At 41.8% G+C, this 17,903-nt stretch carries 15 protein-coding genes; 10 read left to right on the top strand and 5 right to left on the bottom strand.

The features are described from left to right. The first annotated feature begins 71 nt into the window (after window positions 1-71). From A361_RS12120 to A361_RS12165, 10 genes are all read left to right on the top strand, one after another. Window positions 72-1,181 carry a Leu/Phe/Val dehydrogenase gene (locus A361_RS12120; RefSeq protein ID WP_009334746.1) on the top strand — a complete coding sequence of 370 codons (1,110 nt, stop codon included), beginning with the start codon at window positions 72-74 and terminating at the stop codon, window positions 1,179-1,181. 74 nt (window positions 1,182-1,255) lie between these two features. Then, window positions 1,256-2,323: a pyruvate dehydrogenase (acetyl-transferring) E1 component subunit alpha gene (pdhA, locus tag A361_RS12125; RefSeq protein ID WP_019382973.1), complete on the top strand. Its 1,068-nt coding sequence runs from the start codon at window positions 1,256-1,258 to the stop codon at window positions 2,321-2,323. Beyond that, window positions 2,323-3,318, top strand: a complete 996-nt coding sequence (locus tag A361_RS12130; protein WP_009334744.1) for an alpha-ketoacid dehydrogenase subunit beta — start codon at window positions 2,323-2,325, stop codon at window positions 3,316-3,318. The genes pdhA and A361_RS12130 overlap by 1 nt, the downstream gene beginning before the upstream one ends. A gap of 11 nt (window positions 3,319-3,329) precedes the next feature. Then, window positions 3,330-4,553 carry a dihydrolipoamide acetyltransferase family protein gene (locus A361_RS12135; RefSeq protein ID WP_019382974.1) on the top strand — a complete coding sequence of 408 codons (1,224 nt, stop codon included), beginning with the start codon at window positions 3,330-3,332 and terminating at the stop codon, window positions 4,551-4,553. Further along, window positions 4,554-5,996: a dihydrolipoyl dehydrogenase gene (lpdA, locus tag A361_RS12140; protein WP_019382975.1), complete on the top strand. Its 1,443-nt coding sequence runs from the start codon at window positions 4,554-4,556 to the stop codon at window positions 5,994-5,996. Window positions 5,997-6,110: 114 nt separating this feature from the next. Next, window positions 6,111-7,226, top strand: coding sequence for a 4-hydroxyphenylpyruvate dioxygenase (gene hppD / locus A361_RS12145; RefSeq protein WP_009334741.1), 1,116 nt, complete (start codon window positions 6,111-6,113; stop codon window positions 7,224-7,226). Between the two features lie 149 nt (window positions 7,227-7,375). Beyond that, the gene (gene hisC, locus A361_RS12150; RefSeq protein ID WP_019382976.1) at window positions 7,376-8,470 is read left to right on the top strand and encodes a histidinol-phosphate transaminase; all 1,095 of its coding nucleotides are present in this window, start codon (window positions 7,376-7,378) and stop codon (window positions 8,468-8,470) included. Between the two features lie 5 nt (window positions 8,471-8,475). Further along, window positions 8,476-9,096 (top strand): flavin reductase family protein, encoded by a 621-nt coding sequence (locus A361_RS12155; RefSeq protein WP_019382977.1) that lies wholly within the window; start codon window positions 8,476-8,478, stop codon window positions 9,094-9,096. 4 nt (window positions 9,097-9,100) lie between these two features. Continuing rightward, window positions 9,101-10,024 carry a fumarylacetoacetate hydrolase family protein gene (locus tag A361_RS12160; RefSeq protein ID WP_019382978.1) on the top strand — a complete coding sequence of 308 codons (924 nt, stop codon included), beginning with the start codon at window positions 9,101-9,103 and terminating at the stop codon, window positions 10,022-10,024. Window positions 10,025-10,034: 10 nt separating this feature from the next. Further along, window positions 10,035-11,189, top strand: coding sequence for a homogentisate 1,2-dioxygenase (locus A361_RS12165; protein WP_019382979.1), 1,155 nt, complete (start codon window positions 10,035-10,037; stop codon window positions 11,187-11,189). Window positions 11,190-11,231: 42 nt separating this feature from the next. Here the strand turns inward: A361_RS12165 and A361_RS12170 are convergent, their stop codons facing one another. The 5 genes from A361_RS12170 to A361_RS12190 all read right to left on the bottom strand — a co-directional run bounded on the left by A361_RS12170 (window position 11,232) and on the right by A361_RS12190 (window position 17,806). Further along, window positions 11,232-12,086, bottom strand: coding sequence for a DegV family protein (locus A361_RS12170; RefSeq protein WP_019382980.1), 855 nt, complete (start codon window positions 12,084-12,086; stop codon window positions 11,232-11,234). Window positions 12,087-12,394: 308 nt separating this feature from the next. After that, window positions 12,395-13,948 (bottom strand): ABC-F family ATP-binding cassette domain-containing protein, encoded by a 1,554-nt coding sequence (locus A361_RS12175; RefSeq protein WP_009334734.1) that lies wholly within the window; start codon window positions 13,946-13,948, stop codon window positions 12,395-12,397. Between the two features lie 226 nt (window positions 13,949-14,174). After that, entirely contained in the window at window positions 14,175-14,381 is a 207-nt protein-coding gene (locus A361_RS12180) for a hypothetical protein (RefSeq protein ID WP_019382981.1), read from the bottom strand. A gap of 204 nt (window positions 14,382-14,585) precedes the next feature. Then, complete coding sequence (gene katA, locus A361_RS12185) at window positions 14,586-16,043, bottom strand: catalase KatA (protein ID WP_019382982.1); 1,458 nt, start codon at window positions 16,041-16,043, stop codon at window positions 14,586-14,588. A 404-nt stretch (window positions 16,044-16,447) separates the two neighbouring features. Then, window positions 16,448-17,806 (bottom strand): IS1182 family transposase, encoded by a 1,359-nt coding sequence (locus tag A361_RS12190; RefSeq protein WP_009336809.1) that lies wholly within the window; start codon window positions 17,804-17,806, stop codon window positions 16,448-16,450. Window positions 17,807-17,903 lie beyond the last annotated feature (97 nt).

The following is a 17,903-nucleotide window of genomic DNA, read 5'->3' on the forward strand; positions in this document are numbered from 1 at the left end:
GAGCCTAAACAAAAAAGGCATTTTTATTTAATTTTATTGTAAGCGCTATCATGAATAAAGGGGAGAATGAAATGACAGATATGTTTCAAAAAATTAAAGATCATGAACAAGTTGTTTTCTGCAACGATGAATCAACCGGTTTAAAGGCTATCATTGCAATCCACAGCACTAGATTGGGGCCGGCTTTGGGAGGATGCCGTATGTTTCCATACAACAGTGTGGATGAGGCCCTTGAAGATGTCCTCCGATTATCAAAAGGCATGACCTATAAATGTGCAGCTGCCGATTGTGACTTTGGAGGCGGGAAGGCTGTAATTATCGGGGATCCATTAAAAGATAAAACACCCGAACTATTCCGTGCTTTTGGCCAATTTGTAGAATCCTTGAACGGGCGCTTCTATACAGGAACAGACATGGGTACTTCTACAGAAGATTTTGTTCATGCCCTAAAGGAAACGAATTGCATTGTAGGTGTTGATGAGGTTTATGGAGGAAGCGGCGATTCTTCGGTCCCAACTGCGCATGGAGTTATTTATGGTCTGCAGGCAACCAATAAAGCACTGACTGGTACAGACGACCTTTCAGGCAAAAGTTATGCCATTCAGGGACTGGGGAAAGTTGGATATAAAGTGGCAGAAAGACTGCTGGAGGAAGGGGCAGATTTATTTGTGACAGATATCAGCCGGCAGGCAATCGACCAGCTTCTCAGTAAAGCGAAAGAAATTGGTGCCGGGGTGAAGGTACTTTCCGGCAATGAAATATATGAGGCCCAGGCAGACTTTTTTGTTCCATGTGCAATGGGCGGGATCATTAATGATGACACAATCGGTTTGCTTAAAGTAAAAGCAATCGTAGGCTCTGCCAATAACCAGCTTAAGGATATGCGCCATGGTCAAATCCTTAAAGATAAGGGCATATTATACGCACCCGATTATATTGTGAATGCAGGGGGATTAATCCAGGTCGCAGACGAATTATACACACCTAATAAAGAAAGGGTACTCCGCAAAACAAAAGCTATTTATAACTCTCTTCTGAACATCTACGAACATGCTGAAGCAAATGGTATAACAACCGTGGAAGCATCCAACCAATTCTGCGAGAGCCGTATTGAAGCGCGTACACGCAGAAATAGCTTTTTCTCCCATATGAAACGCCCGAAGTGGTCAGTAAGAACCTAATTTTTTTACTTGGATAACAATATATGTACCTTATAAAAGTGATAAAAATAATTAAATAGCCAAAGGGTGAGAAGATGGAAAATCACTTTCCGATCAGGCGGATAATGGACGAAAATGGAAACATCATCAATTCCGATTATGAAGAAAAAATAACTGAAAAACTTGTAAAAGAGTTTTATAGAAATATGGTAAGAATCCGTATTTTTGACCGCAAGGCTATTTCACTCCAGCGCCAAGGCAGGATAGGCACATATGCACCTTATGAAGGACAGGAGGCTTCCCAGGTCGGAACTGCTGCTGCCCTAAGGGAGAACGATTGGATGTTTCCTACCTATCGCGACCACGGAGCAGCTATGACCTTTGGCCACTCACTGCGAAATATCCTGTTGTTCTGGAACGGAAGAAATGAAGGGTGTGTTCCGCCTGACGGAAAGAAAATTTTTCCTCCGGCCATCCCGATTGCGACACAAATCCCTCATGCAGCAGGAGCTGCATTCGCAGAAAGGAAAAAAGGCACAGCAAATGCTGCTATTGCTTATTTTGGAGATGGTGCTACTTCCGAAGGGGATTTTCATGAGGGGTTGAATTTCGCCAGCGTTTTTAAAGCGCCGGTTGTCTTTTTTAATCAAAACAATCAATACGCCATCTCTGTTCCTTTTAACAAGCAAATGAATTCAAAAACAATCGCCCAAAAAGCCCTGGCATATGATATTCCGGGAGTCAGAATCGATGGCAATGATGTTTTCATGGTTTATTTTGAAACCTTAAATGCATTAGAAAGGGCCCGTAAAGGTGAAGGGCCGACACTAATCGAAGCAGTTACGTGGCGGTATGGGGCACACACCACTGCAGATGATCCATCTAAGTACCGTGATCAATCCGAAAGCAGCAATAGAAGACAGGAGACTGACCCCATTTTAAGACTAGAGCGCTGGATGAAGAATATGGGGAGATTTGATGAGAAATGGGTGCAGACCATTGAAAAGAAAGCAGCAGATGAAATAGATAAGGCTATTGCCGAAATGGAAGATTTCCCTCCTGCCGATCCAGCAGTTATCTTTGATCATGTCTTTGCAGAGCCGACATGGCAAATCAAGCAGCAGAAAGAAGAGTACCTGAAGCTGATAGGAGGTGGCCAATAATGAAAACGGCAGTTGAAGCAAAAACCATGACATTGGTTCAAGCCATTACCGATGCCCTGGATATTATGCTGAATGAAAAGGAAGAGGTTTTGCTGCTGGGCGAAGATATCGGAAAGAACGGTGGTGTTTTTCGTGCAACTGATGGTCTTCAGGCTAAGTATGGCGAAGGCCGTGTTATTGATACTCCTTTAAGTGAAGCGGGTTTTGTCGGAGCGGGGATTGGCATGGCTGTAAATGGGTTTTTACCTGTGATTGAAATTCAGTTTCTGGGCTTTATTTATCCTGCATATGAACAAATCATGACTCATGCTTCGAGGATCCGAATGAGGACGATGGGACATTTTACTGTTCCGATGGTTATAAGGGCTCCGTATGGTGCAGGTGTAAGGGCTCCTGAAATTCACTGTGATTCAACGGAAGCCATTTTTACACATATGCCTGGCATTAAGGTAGTCTGCCCATCCAGTCCTTATGATGCGAAAGGACTGCTGATTGCTGCCATTGAAGACCCGGATCCAGTTCTGTTTCTTGAGCCCATGCGCTGCTATCGTTCGGCCAAGGAGGAAGTTCCTGAAGGGAAGTATAGCATTGAAATTGGAAAAGGCAATAAGCTCATGGAGGGTGATGATGTGACGGTCATTACGTGGGGAGCCATGGTGCCTGAGGCTATGAAAGCGGCAGAGCTGATGAAAGAAAAGAACACTCATTGTGATGTGATTGATTTAAGGACCCTTTTCCCTCTGGATAAAGATATGATCGCAGAATCTGTCCAAAAGACAGGGAGAACAGTCATTGTCCATGAAGCTCATGCTACCGGTGGAGTAGGAAATGATGTGCTTGCCATCATTAATGATACATCGTTTTTATATCAGAAAGCACCGGTTGAAAGGGTTACTGGATTTGATGCACCAGTGCCATATTTCGGTTTTGAGGACCATTACCTGCCAACTCCGGCAAGGATCCAGCAAGCAATAGAAAAAGTTATGAAGTTTTAGGAGGAGAAGCCATGGAAGTGAAACTTCACGATATTGGAGAAGGCATGACAGAAGCAGAAATCAATTGCTTTTTAGTCAAACCAGGGGATGCAGTGAAAGCCGATGATCCGCTAGTTGAAGTACAGACTGATAAAATGACTGCTGAAATACCTGCTCCCAGAGCGGGAATTATTAAGGAATTTAAAGTGGAGCCCGGCGAGACGATTACAGTGGGGACGACCATTTTAATTTTAGAGGCGTCGGGACATGATGGCATGGAGAAAGTGAAGGTCACTTCTCATCCTGCAAACTCTCATAAGCTGAATGAGCCATTGCAATCTTTTGCCTCATTCAAAGGAAAACGGGTGCTTGCATCTCCATTTACGAGAAAAATAGCACGGGAAAATTCGATAGACATTGAGAATATTACAGGGACAGGTCCTGCCGGACGTATTTTGGATGAAGACATCTATCAATACTTAGCATCCGGACAGAGTAAGCCTGACCCAGCTGAACAGGAGCCAGCGGTTTCGATGGATACAATATTAAGCCCTCCTGCTGAAAAAGGAATCATTCCGTTTAGGGGCAGAAGGAAACAGATTGCCAGAAAAATGGCACAATCCCTCTATACCATTCCACATTGCACCCATTTTGAAGAAATCGATGTAACCGAGCTGATCACTTTCAGAAAAGAACTAAAAAACCAAAACCAAAATATATCTGCAACAGCCTTTTTCCTGAAGGCATTGTCAATATGCCTGAAAGAATTTCCTGTGTTCAATGCAGTCCTGCATGAAGAAAAGGAAGAAATACATTTAGCAAGTGTACACCATATCGGTATTGCGGTTGATACGGATGAGGGGCTCATCGTTCCGGTCATTAAGCATGTTGAGAACAAAACAATCAGAGAAATTCATGCGGAAATGAAACAGCTCACAGAAAAGGCGGTGGAAAATAAGCTTTCTGTAAAAGAAATATCTGGCGGGACATTCACGATCAGCAATGTGGGACCCCTGGGCGGAAGCTTTGGAGCGACACCGATTATTCAGCATCCGCAAACCGCACTGGTATCATTTCATAAAACAAAAAAGTTGCCTGTTGTCACAGACGATGACCAGATTGTGATCCGGTCAATGATGAATATTTCTATGTCTTTTGATCATAGAGTTGCAGACGGGGCGACAGCTGTTCGCTTTACTAACCGGTTTGCTGAACTGATTAAAAATCCAAAAATGCTTGTTCTGGAGATGGTATAAATGGTAGTTGGAGAACTGGCACATGAGCGCGATGTCATCATTATCGGAGGCGGCCCCGGAGGGTATCATGCTGCGATCCGTGCCGCTCAGCTTGGACGCAGTGTTACCTTGGTTGAACAGGACCAGCTTGGCGGGATTTGTTTAAATAAAGGCTGCATACCTTCAAAGATCCTTACACAGTCTGCAGAAAAATTCACTTCATTTCTAGAGGGGAAAAATTGGGGGCTTGAAGGAGGAGATATATCGTTTAATTTCAATAAGCTTCAGCAATACAAACAGAAGAAAATTGAACAGCTCCGCACAGGAGTTGAAGCGCTCTGTAAAGCCAATAAAATTGAAATACTTATTGGGTCAGCTTTTTTTCTGTCTGAGGATAAGGTTGGCATCGAAAAAGGAGACAAATTTGATGTTTTCAGATTCAGGAATGCAATCATTGCGACCGGCGGAACACCAGAAAAACCACCTTGGACCAGAGAGTTAAGTGAACTGGTATTTGATCAGCATTCCATTTCGGATTTGAGTGAAATACCCGATAAACTATTAATCTATGGCAGTGACTATATTGCGCTTGAAATTGGTATGGCTTTTCAGGCCCTGGGATCCAAAGTAACTATGATCCTTGATGATGGGAAAGAGGATTTTGATTTCGATCAATCCATTTGCCGGGAACTGAAGAGGATTTTAAAAAAGAAAAAGATAGACGTTGTAAGAAATTCGGAAGTATTGGAATTACAGTTTAAGGAGGACATGTTTACAGTAACTTTTGAATTGAAGGGAAAAATAGAAACAATTTCAGGCACACATTTATTTGTTTCAACTACAATCAGACCAAACACCAATCAGCTGGGTCTTTCCCGAATAGGGGTTGAACAATGTGCAGCGGGGTTTATTAAGGTGGATGCTCAAAGCCGGACAACACAGAAACATATCTTTGCTGTCGGCGATGTTACAGAAGGCCCTGCACTTGCTGTTAAAGCAATTAAACAAGGAAAAACAGCTGCAGAAGCGATTGCAGGGATTCAATCTCAATCAGATTTCCATTTCATCCCGATAGTAGCTCATACACAGCCTGCTATTGCGAGTGCCGGGTTAACGGAAAAGGAAGCAATTAACTTGGGCAACGATATTGAAATTGGCCAATTTTCATTGTCTGCCAACGGATTCAGCACTTTGTCCGGAAAAAAAGAAGGATTTATAAAAGTGATCAGCTGCAAGGAAAAGCAAGTTCTTCTGGGAATCCACATGGTAGGCACCGGGGCAATAGAGCTAATTTCAGCCGGCATTACGGCATTGGAAATGGCTGCCAGGGATGAAGATCTAATTTTCCCGAACTATCCCCATCCCAGTGTAAATGAAGGCTTGCTTGAAGCTGTAGAAGCTTTAAGGAATCAGGCTATTCACATCCCGCCCAAAAGCATAAATGAGCAAAAATTAAAAGTGTAACTTACTTTAATGCAGAAGTGCATTATAGCTTTAACTTGAACTCTTGAGAACGTTTGCAGGTTTCATATATGATAAATTCAAAATATTACTAATATTTGAAATGGAGGCGTTAGTATGCAAGATGAAAAAATGTTAAGGGAGCAAAAGAAAGCCGATTTCTTTCCAGTGAAGGAGGTAGATTATTTAGAAATCTACTCTGGGAATGCGAAACAGTCCTGCCATTATTTCTGCACGGCTTTCGGCTTTAAGCCAGTTGCATATTCTGGTTTGGAAACAGGCAATAGGGAAACGGTGTCTTATGTTCTTCAGCAAAGAAAGATCCGCCTCGTTATAACCGGAACTTTAAATGACAGTTCCAGAGTATCGAATTTCATTAAAAAGCATGGGGATGGCGTAAAAGATATTGCTTTAGCAGTCGATGATGTTGAAACAGCCTACAATGCTGCAGTCGAAAGAGGCGCAATTGAAATACAGCCGCCTTTTGAGATAAAGGATGAGCATGGCACAGTAAAAAAAGCAGTTATTGGTACATATGGGGATACAATTCACACACTTGTCGAACGAAATGACTATAAAGGGGTATTTATGCCTGGCTTTGAGCCTTATCAAACTGAAGTTCCATTTGAAGATGCCGGTTTTATCGGAATCGACCATGTGGTTGGAAACGTAGAAAGAATGGAGGAATGGGTTAATTATTATGCAAATGTAATGGGCTTTAAGGAAATGAAACACTTTACAGATAAAGACATTACAACAGAATATTCCGCACTGATGTCCAAGGTTATGCATAATGGCGGCAGGATAAAGTTTCCGATTAATGAACCTGCAGAAGGGAAGCGCAAATCCCAGATTGAGGAATATCTGGAATACTACAACGGGCCTGGTGTGCAGCATCTGGCGATCCTGACAGAGGATATCGTCAGCACTGTCAGCATCCTTCGCAAGAATGGGGTGGAGTTTTTAAGTACACCTGATTCTTACTATGAAATGCTTTCTGAACGTGTAGGAAAGATTGATGAAGAGATTGATAAATTGAAAGAATTAAACATTCTCGTCGACCGTGACGACGAAGGGTATTTGCTTCAAATTTTCACTAAGCCAATTGTAGACCGTCCGACCCTATTCATTGAAGTCATTCAGCGTAAAGGTGCACGGGGATTTGGTGAAGGCAACTTTAAAGCACTCTTCGAATCAATTGAACGCGAGCAGGAAAGACGGGGAAACTTATAAATAGAAAAGAGGAATGCCCCGCCCCCTTCACCATGAGGGGGGTAGGCGCAGCAGTTAAACAGTAATGGAATTCCAAGATTATGTATTTTTTATTTTTGAGGGGGAGATACTTTCTCCCTTTTTTAATAATTAAGAAGGAGGCAACACAGATGGCCAGAATCCAGACAAAAAGCGCCGTGGAGAAGATTGTTTCTTATCCGCTTGGCAGCTCGCCGGAAGAGATCAAAGAAAAGTTCAATTTAATGGCTGTCCGGAAAATGTCTGATAATGAAAATGTGTATGGCTGTTCACCAGAAGTAAAGAACAGCATCAGCAAGGCGATGAATAGCCTTTATTTTTATCCGGACGGAACTGTTTCCCTGCTCAAGCGCAAACTGGCCGGATTCTACAATATAAATCAAGATAAATTTCTTGTAAGCAATGGATCAGAAGAAATCATCCGTTTATTGACTAGAGCATACATAAGCACTGGAGACGAGGCTATTATGGCACAGATGACCTTTCCTCGCTATGAAACAAACGTCCTGATTGAAGGAGGCAGTGCTATTACTGTCCCGCTGCAAAATGGCACACATAATCTAAATGCCATGTATGCACAGGTCAGCAAAAAAACAAAAATGATATTTATCTGCAATCCCAACAACCCTACAGGAACCATAGTCGGTAAAACAGAACTTCTGCAATTCATCGAAAAAGTTCCTTCGAATATCTTGATTATTCTAGATGAAGCTTACTATGAATATGTGCAATCTTCAGATTATCTTGACTCTATTTCACTTTTGGAAAAGAAGCCGAATTTAATCATTCTGAGGACTTTTTCCAAAATTTACGGTCTTGCCGGTCTCCGTGTCGGCTATGGAATCATGGATTTCGAGATAGTGAATGAGCTTCATAAGGTGAAAGATGTTTTTAATGTCAATCATCTAGCACAGGCAGCCGCTGCAGCGGCATTACATGACCAAGGCTTTATAAGGGAATGTGCTGAAAAAAATGCCAAAGAGATGAAATTTGTGAGTCAGAAGTTAAATGATTTACAGGTTCGCTTTTTTCCTTCCCAAACCAACTTTATTTATATTTTTAGTCAGTATCCAATAGCGGAGAACTTGATTGCCAATGGCTTAGTTGTCCGGCAAATGAAGCTTGAGGGATATCTTGATGCTTTTCGGATGACTTTAGGCACAAGGGAAGATAATGAAGCAGCCATGGATGTGATAAACAAACTTCTAAATGAAAAGGCGGTGTAAGGTGTATGGAATTAAATCCTGCCAGTCTGGAATGGAATGACGCTTATAAGCTGCTGGTTGGTTCTATCCTGCCGCGTCCCATTGCGTTTGTTACCACTATGGATGCGGATGGAAATGTAAATGCAGCTCCATTTAGCTTTTTTACTGCCATATGTGCAGATCCGATGCTGATTTGTTTTTCTCCGATGCGAAAAGGGACAGATGGCTCTAAGAAAGACACGCTTGCCAATATCGAAGAAACAAAGGAATTCGTTATTAACATAGTCAGTGAAGACTTTACCGAAAAGATGAATATTTGTGCAGCGGATTACCCGGCTGGTACAGACGAACTGGTTGCCGCTGGGCTCACTAAAGAAAAAAGTGCCGCTGTGAATCCTCCTCGGGTGAAAGAATCAAAAGTTCACTTGGAATGCAGTCTCCATCAGGTACTTCATTTTGGAGAACGACCTGGCTCAGGAAGCCTGGTGATTGGTAAAGTGGAGCATGTGCATGTTGCTGAAGAGCTATATGAAAATGGAAGGATTAATTCTGAGAAACTAAAGCCAGTTGGCCGAATGGCAGGACATATTTATACCAGGCCGATGACGGATGTATTTGAATTAATCCGAAAAACAGAGCCAAGGTGATGCTATGAAATTCATAACTTTTCAAAAATCAGATGGATCCATTAGAGCTGGCTGGCTGAAGAATAAGGAGTATGCCGTTGATATGCATGAAGCGACCAATGGTGTTCTTCCCAAAACCATGCTGGCATTCCTGGAGAACCATGAATTTTTTATGGAATACTTATCAACCAGCAAAAAACTGAAGGACACTGATAGAGGGGTATATTCTTTATCGGAAGTCACCTTAAAAGCACCACTTCCCAATCCAAAAAGCTTCCGGGATTTCTATGCTTTCGAGGAACATGTAAAAACGGCAAGAGCTAACCGCGGACTTGATATGATACCCGAATGGTATGACATACCAGTTTTTTATTTCTCAAATCATTTAAGCATCAAGGGGCCGAATGAAGAAATTTCACGCCCCAGTCAATGCAAATGGCTTGATTATGAGCTGGAAATTGCCTGTATCATTGGAAAAGAAGGAAGGGATATCAAAGCTTCTGAAGCGGATGATTATATTTTTGGTTATTGCATCTTGAATGATTGGAGCGCAAGAGACATTCAGCGCAAAGAAATGAAGGTAGGTCTTGGCCCTGCAAAAGGGAAGGATTTTGCCACTAGTACAGGGCCATATATCGTTACAAAAGATGAGCTGGAGCATTTCCGTGTTGAAAACGGCTATGATTTGCCGATGACAGCAAAAGTAAATGGAACTCTTCTCTCAGAGGGGAATATGCAGGATCTCTACTATTCTTTTTACGAAATGATTGAGCGGGCTTCTGACGGTGTAACCCTTTGCCCTGGTGAAATGATAGGCTCTGGGACTGTTGGCAGCGGCTGCATCCTTGAGCTTGGCACAGATGTGCACCGCTGGCTTGAACAAGGGGATGAAGTTGAGCTTGAGATTGGAAATCTGGGAGTCTTAAAAAATCGAATTGCAAACAAGTGAGGTGGAAAACATGTTTTATCGCCAAATGGGAAGAATCCCGCACAAACGGCATACGACTTTCAAAAAATCGGATGGAACCCTTTTCAGGGAACAGGTTATGGGGACAAAAGGTTTTTCCGGCACCCAATCCATTCTTTATCATCACTACATGCCGACAGAAGTAGCACGTACTAAGCTGATAGGAAAATATGTTCCCGAGTATGAGGAGCAGGAAAGCTTGAAGCACCGCCATTTGTTCACAGATCAAATCGAAAAGAAAGGAAATGCACTTTCAGCCCGGGAATATCTGCTTGGGAATGATGATCTTTTAATAGGCACTATAAATATTACAGAGCCGATGAAGAGCTTTTACCGGAATGGTGATGGCGATGAGATGCTTTACATTCACTATGGAACAGGAAAAATTGAGACTATGTTCGGAACCTTAACCTATCGTCCGGGGGACTATGTCATAATTCCGATAGGCACTATTTACAGGGTGATTCCGGACCATGAGCAATTGACAAAAGTACTCCTGGTGGAGTCCTTCAGCCAAATTACAACACCAAGAAGATATCGAAATGAATATGGGCAGCTGCTCGAACATAGTCCTTTCTGTGAAAGAGATATTCGGGGACCAGAGACCTTGGAAACATATGATCAAAAAGGGGAACATGAAGTCATTACGAAAACAAGGGGATATTTGCATTCTCATATCCTGAATCATCATCCGCTTGATGTGGAAGGCTGGGACGGCTATCTCTATCCGTGGGTATTTAATATTGAAGACTTTGAACCGATTACTGGGAGGGTCCATCAGCCCCCGCCAGTTCATCAGACATTTGAAGGACATAATTTTGTTGTATGTTCTTTTGTTCCCAGATTATATGACTACCATCCAGAGGCCATCCCTGCCCCTTACTATCATAGCAATGTCAATAGTGATGAACTGCTTTATTATGTGGAAGGCAACTTTATGAGCAGAAAGGGTATCAGGGAAGGCTCCATCACTCTTCATCCGAGCGGGATTCCTCATGGCCCTCATCCCGGGAAGACTGAAGCAAGCATTGGCAAAAAGGAAACTCTTGAGCTTGCTGTTATGATTGATACATTCAGGCCATTAAAATTGGTGAAAAAAGCTAAGTTAATAGAAGATGAAAAGTACATGTATACATGGATTGAATAGAAAAAAGCACTTTCCCTTTTTCCGTAGGGAGAGTGCTTTTTTCTACTTTTCATTCTGCCAAATGATGGCGATTGTACCTTCGCCTGCATGGGCAGCAATGGTTGAGCTTATTTCACCAATGATAATATCGAGGCGGGGAAAGTGTGATTTGATTTCCTCTGCCAGTTCCTCCGCTTTGCCCCGCACATTCCCATGCATGATTTGAACCTGAGGAATGGTGTGGCTTTCGTAAGCATCCCCGAGCAATTCTATCATTCTTTTAATTGCTTTTTTATCCGAACGGACTTTATCAAACAATTCAAACGCACCGTCCCGGTTAATGCGGATTATTGGCTTTATTTTTAATATGCTTCCCAGCAGATATTGTGTTCCTGACATTCTGCCGCCTTTATAAAATTGCTCAAGGCTGCCAAGCAAGATATAATTCTCAGATTTGTCTGCCTCACTTTGAAGGATTTCAGCAATCTTATGTACTGGCATTTCATTCTCAGCAAGCTTTAATCCTTTATAGATTAAAGACGTAATAGCATAAGACATGCATTTTGAATCAACTGCCGAAACAGGGAACCCTGCCAGCTCAGATCCGGCCAGGCAGCTGTTCATCGTACCGCTTAATTTGCTGGAAACATGTACAGCGACCGCAGCATCATATTCAATCTTCAATGTTTCAAATAGTTCAGCAAATCTCCCGGCAGAAGGCTGTGAAGTTTTAGGAACTTCTTTTTCAGTCCGGATCCGGCTGTACAGCTGATCTGTGTTTAAATCAATACCATCTTCAAATGACTCCTCACCGAATGTTATTAATAGAGGCACAATATAAACATCAGGGTGTTCGAGCAGATCCTCAGAAATATAAGCAGTGCTGTCTGTTATCCAGGCAATCTTCTTTTTTGTCATGGATGTTATAAGTCCTTTGCCAATTATTTTTCACCAAAATTAACCGCTTCCATTATTGAAAACTTCCCTTATTATACACGAAGAAATCATTGCCTGTATTGCTTTTGAGTGATCCATATATAGGAAATGGCCAGAGTATCTTAATAGAATGTTTATATGTAGCACTTGAAGGTAAATAAGAATTTTTTGTGAACAATGTTTGAACCTGATAAAATGGCGACCTGAAATGAAAAAACCCCCTGCGCCGCAGGGGATTGTGATTGTATCTACTTTATTGACCTAATACCATTTAAACTTGTTTATTGAAATTAAAAAACTTTCGTAGTCCAATCCTCACAATTCCAAATATCGGTCGCAATTTCACGATAGAAATCAGGTTCGTGGGATACCATCAAGATACTTCCGCGATATGCCTTTAAAGCTCGCTTTAACTCTTCTTTTGCTTCCACATCCAAGTGGTTGGTAGGTTCGTCTAGAATTAATAAATTCGTTTCTGTGTTTAAAATTTTACACAATCGAACTTTGGCTTTTTCGCCGCCAGAAAGGACTTCGATTTTACTTTCAATATGTTTCGTCGTTAATCCGCATTTTGCCAGAGCAGCACGAACTTCAGCCTGATTCATACTTGGGAACTCGCTCCAAATCTCTTCAATACAAGTGTTGTAGTTGGCCTGCTTAACTTCCTGCTCGAAGTAACCGATGTATTGATACTCACCGCGTTCCACTTTACCCGAAATGGGACTAATCAATCCAAGAATACTTTTTAAAAGAGTAGACTTACCAATACCGTTAGCTCCCACGAATGCAATTTTTTGTCCGCGTTCCATTTTTAAATTCAGAGGGCGTGAAAGTGGTTCATTGTAACCAATAACAAGATCTTCAGTCGTGAAAATCCAGCGACTAGCTGCACGAGCTTCTTTGAAAATAAACTCTGGTTTCGGCTTCTCTCTCCCCAATTCAATAATTTCCATTTTGTCGAGCTTCTTTTGACGAGACATCGCCATATTACGAGTCGCAACACTTGCCTTGTTGCGAGCAACGAAATCCTTTAAATCAGCAATTTCTTGTTGTTGACGCTTGTATGCAGCCTCTAGCTGCTGCTTTTTCATTTCATATACTTTTAAGAAGTTATCATAGTCACCAACATAGCGATTTAACTCTTGGTTTTCCATGTGATAGATCAAGTTAACAACATTGTTCAAGAATGGAATATCATGTGAAATCAAGATAAATGCATTCTCATATTCCTGTAAATAGCGCTTCAACCATTCGATATGCTGTTCATCCAAATAGTTTGTAGGCTCGTCTAGTAATAGGATTTCAGGTTTTTCCAGCAAAAGCTTTGCTAGTAAAACTTTCGTACGCTGCCCACCGCTGAGATCATCTATATCACGATCAAGTCCAACATCGTCTAATCCTAGGCCACGAGCAACTTCCTCAACTTTTGAATTAATTTGATAGAAATCATTACTATCTAAAGTTTCTTGCAGCTCGCCAACTTCTGCAAGTAATGCATCGATATCAGCACCTTCATCACCCATTTTTGCATAAAGTTCATTGATCTCTGATTCAGCATCAAAAAGATATTGAAAAGCAGTACTCAAAGCGTCACGCATCGTAGTGCCCTTTTTAAGTACAGCATGCTGATCTAAGTAACCAACACGAACTTTTCGTGACCACTCAACTTTCCCCTCGTCGGGTTGTAACTTCCCGGTAACAATATTCATGAAAGTAGACTTACCCTCTCCATTTGCCCCAACTAGTCCAACGTGTTCACCTTTTAAAAGTCGAAAAGACACATCATTGAAAATCGCACGATCACCGAAACCGTGACTTAAATTTTGTACATTTAATACGCTCATTTTTTTTACCCCTTCTCTAATATTCCATGTGGATATCTTACTAGATTTATACTGTTTTTTCTATCTAAAGTTATTTCTTGTGAAAAATGTAATTCGATTATTGGGATAAGTTGGAGTCTGCCCTTTCTTAATTAAAGGCTCTATTAAAGCTGGGTGTTGATTTTATGGCATTGAAATATAGGCGGAAAGAATCTGCTAAATCATGGAATCCATATAATTCCCTGATTTAGCTATTATTTCTATTATTTCTATTTCCCAAATTAACCTTGAAGGACCATTTCCAAAGGGAGACCACCCGCGCTGCTTTCTCAATTTTAATATCCAGAGAATAAAAAGCCGCCATCATCAAGATGCTCCTGGACTTCGCCCATTTTTTCAAGATGCTCCTCATGCTCTTAAGGGGTGGCATCTGCCATTTTGGCTGTTGCTTCATTTAGTTCCTCCTCTTGCTTGTAATGGGCAGGGGGGACAGGAAGCTTCTTTAGATGGACATGAAGCCAATCTTACACAAGGAAGACAAAGGATAACCAGGAAGGAAGTTATGTTGGGGATCAGCAAATAGGGGGGGCACACTAACACTTCACCCGGAAAAAAGGTGCCAATTAGGTTATTGGCACCTTTCGCTATTTTTAATGGTTCACTTAACTCCCTGCGGAACTGCCAGGCCAAGACCTTTAGCAATACGTGTACCATAATCAGGATCCGCTTTAAAGAAATGCTGTATCTGGCGATGCTTAATTTCTTCTTTTTCTACAGGCTTCATGGCAGCAACAATGTTTGCCACAAGACGGGAGCGTTCCTCTTCACTCATTAAGCGGTATAGATCACCGGCTTGTGTGTAGTGATCGTTATGATCATATGCAACACTTTCGGCTAAACCGGAAACAGGGTATGCAGCCTGCTTGTGCTCCGGTGCCTCAGTAGGTCCTCCAAAGCTGTTCGGCTCGTAATAAACAGAGCCTCCGCCATTGTTGTCAAAGCGCATCTGACCGTCACGCTGATAGTTTTGCACTTCGTTCTTAGGTCGGTTGATTGGCAGCATCTGATGGTTCGCACCTACGCGGTAGCGGTGTGCATCATGGTAGGCGAACAGACGGCCCTGGAGCATCTTGTCAGGTGAAACATCAATCCCCGGCACGAGCGTTCCAGGAGAGAAAGTAGCCTGCTCAACTTCAGCAAAGTAGTTTTCAGGGTTTTTATTCAGTACCATGCGTCCTACTTCGATTAATGGATAGTCTTTCTGTGACCATACCTTTGTTACATCGAATGGATCGAACCGGTAAGTATTCGCATCTTCAAGCGGCATGATTTGCACGCATAGCTTCCATGATGGGAAATCGCCATTCTCAATTGCATTAAATAAATCCTCTGTATGGTAATCAGGGTTTTCTCCAGCCATTTTCGCTGCAGCGTCCACGCTAAGGTTTTTAACGCCCTGTTCCGTTTTAAAGTGATACTTAACCCAGACACCTTCACCTTGTTCATTTACCCATTTAAATGTATGGCTGCCGAATCCGTGCATATGTCTAAGGGTTGCAGGTATGCCGCGGTCTGACATTAAGATGGTTACCTGGTGCAGCGATTCAGGTGATAAGGACCAGAAGTCCCAAACGGCTGTCGGATTTTTTAAATGTGTCTTTGGATCACGCTTTTGTGTATGAATGAAGTCAGGGAATTTAATTGCATCCCGAATAAAGAATACAGGCGTATTGTTCCCTACAAGGTCGTAGTTGCCTTCTTCTGTATAAAACTTAACCGCAAAACCGCGTGGGTCGCGTACAGTATCAGCAGAGCCCAATTCACCCGCAACAGTTGAGAAACGGACGAATAAAGGAGTTTTTTTGCCTACTTCTGATAAGAATGCGGCTTTTGTATATTTAGTGAGGTCATTAGTAACTTCAAAATAGCCATGTGCGCCAGCACCTTTGGCATGAACTACCCGCTCAGGCACGCGTTCTCTGTTGAAATGGGCCAGTTTTTCCAGCAAGTGTACATCCTGAATCAAAGTAGGCCCTCTAGAGCCAGCTGTCATTGAATTTTGGTTGTCGCCAACAGGGGCGCCCCAGCTTGTAGTTAGATTATTCTTATTTGTCATTCTATAATCACCTCATAAAAGTTTAATAGCTTGCTACATTCATAATGATAACATTTCTCAATGTAAAATCAATACTTTTTTATAATTATTATAAATAAAGATAAGTTCTTAAGAAGAATCTCTTATAAAAAGAGGAGGAGAATGCTTGTTTTTAACGGCATTAGTATATTTATATTTGCGTTTTTTCTTAAAAGAACTGGTTTTTTCGGAAGGATGGGAGCAGAAGGGGGATGTTCATGTAAATTTAGAGGATCCATATGAAAAAATCGGGCGGTATAAGGAACCGCCCGATTCAGTTTGTAGACAAAAAGAGTTCGGAATAGTCTCATTCCGAACTCTTTTTGTCATTTTTTGTAGGACTTCAAGTAATTACAGAGAATTGCAGACCTCTCCGAGGTTATCATTTAGGCCATTTCTGGACCTTGCCAAGTCCAGTTGGCCATTTTCTTCAAATTCATGGCAGCGAAAGTAAGCATCGCCTGCATCGACATTTTTTTAAGTCCCCTGAGGGTTGTCCAACGCATGCCATGCTTTTCTTTTGCATCTGCGAATACTCGTTCAATTGTTTCTTTGCGTTTTTCATAGATCGGTTTGACGTCTTGATGGTGGCGAAGATGATCTGCTTCTTCCACATGTTCCTCCCACACATGACGTTGAATCAGTTTTTGATGTGCTTGACTCTGTGTGCATTGAGACAAGAAAGGGCATCCAGCACAAATTCGAGGATCTGATTTATATTGACGATACCCTTCCTTTGTAGTTGTAGTATATTTTAATATCTCACCAGTTGGGCAAATGTAACAGTCAAAATGCTCATCATAAACATACTCATGTTTTCTGAAGAAACCCTCTTTTGTGCGAGGTCGTGTGTAAGGTAAAGCAGGTGTGATGTCGTTTTTCAATAAGTAGCTCGTGATAGCAGGTGTTTTATAGGCTGCGTCTGCCGCAACAGCTTTTGGTTTACTAACTTTCTCAATGACTTGTTCTACCAATGGCTCTAAAATATGACTATCATGCGTGTTACCAGGGGTTACAATTGCGCCTAACACGAAGCCGTTGCGGTCTGCGGCCGCATGGAAAGAATAAGCGAACTGTTTTGTACGCTCATCTTTTACATAGTAGCCACTCTCTGGATCTGTTGTACTTTCCTTGATTTCTTTGTATTCTTCTTTATCAAACTTATCTGGTGGAAACGGCTTTTTTCCATGATCCTCGCGGTCTTGGTTAATCTCCTCTTGAAGGCGTTCTTGATAAGCACGGGTTTCTTTTCGAACAACTTTCTTTTCAAATTTGCGTTTATTTGCACTCGCTTTTACATGAGTAGAATCTACAAAAACGTGTTCAGCACTAATTAAATTCTTTTCAGCTGCGGTTTTTAAGATTCGGTAAAATATTTGTTCAAAGAGATCGGTGTCTTTAAATCGGCGCTCATAATTTTTACCGAAAGTTGAGAAGTGAGGAACTTTATCGTGAAAGCCATATCCTAAAAACCATCGATAAGCCATATTCGTTTTCAATTCTTCAATTGTTTGACGCATGGAGCGAATACCGAAGGTATATTGAATAAATGTGAGTTTAATTAATATTACAGGGTCAATACTTGGGCGGCCTTTTTCTGAATACTTATCTTTTACCAAGTCATAGATGAATGAGAAATTAATCGCCGCTTCAATTTTGCGGACCAAATGGTCCGCCGGTACAAGTTCGTCTAAAGCAACCATTTCAATTTGATCCCGTTGAATTGGATTATGTTTTGAAAGCATTTAAATCACCTCAAGCATTGTATTACTTCTATTTTAAAATAAAAAAGACTGCAGACAAGCACGATTTTCATCGAGTTTGTCGACAGTCTGAATCGGG

Source organism: Cytobacillus oceanisediminis 2691 (genome assembly GCF_000294775.2).
Classification (GTDB): domain Bacteria; phylum Bacillota; class Bacilli; order Bacillales; family Cytobacillaceae; genus Cytobacillus; species Cytobacillus pseudoceanisediminis.